General features: G+C 64.6%; 1 protein-coding gene and 1 pseudogene. One reads left to right on the top strand and one right to left on the bottom strand.

What is annotated here, in order from left to right:
- Window positions 1-201 (top strand): annotated as a pseudogene (locus EN939_RS37465) (DMT family transporter); the annotation flags it as partial.
- On the opposite strand, the gene EN939_RS37460 reads toward EN939_RS37465, so the two are convergent.
- The coding region (locus EN939_RS37460; protein ID WP_164751661.1) for a response regulator at window positions 202-483 on the bottom strand (282 nt) is incomplete at its 5' end. It abuts the pseudogene before it with no gap.

Genomic DNA, 483 nt, shown 5'->3' with positions numbered 1-483 from the left:
GCGTCGGCCAACCGCGTTGCCACCTTCGAATACACCGGCATCCTGTGGTCGCCGCTGTGGGGTTTCCTGTTCTTCGCCGAGGTGCCGCGGTCGACGACGGTGATCGGCGCTGCCTTGATTATCGGCGCCGGTCTGCTGGCGCTCAACACCGAACGGCGCAAGAATGTTCCACCTGTGCTCGCTGCCGCCGACCCAGCCTGATCAGGCGAAGCAGATCAGCGCCCGCTCGACTCGCGAACGGATTTCGGCCAGCGTGAAGGGCTTCTGCACGACATCGAGGATGATGCCGTTCAATTCCTCGGCGCGCTCGCGCTGGTCGGCATAGCCGGTCATCAGCACGATCTTGATCGACGGAAACAATGCAGCAGCCGCGATCGCCATCTCGATGCCGTCCATCTCCGGCATGCGGATATCGGAGACGACGAGATCATAGCCGCCACGCGCCGCCTGGATCAGCGAAAGCCCCTGCGCGCCGTCCGCCGC

This window comes from Mesorhizobium sp. M7A.F.Ca.CA.002.05.1.1 (assembly GCF_003998335.1).
Lineage (GTDB): Bacteria > Pseudomonadota > Alphaproteobacteria > Rhizobiales > Rhizobiaceae > Mesorhizobium.
This window is presented reverse-complemented; position numbering and strand designations above follow the sequence as displayed.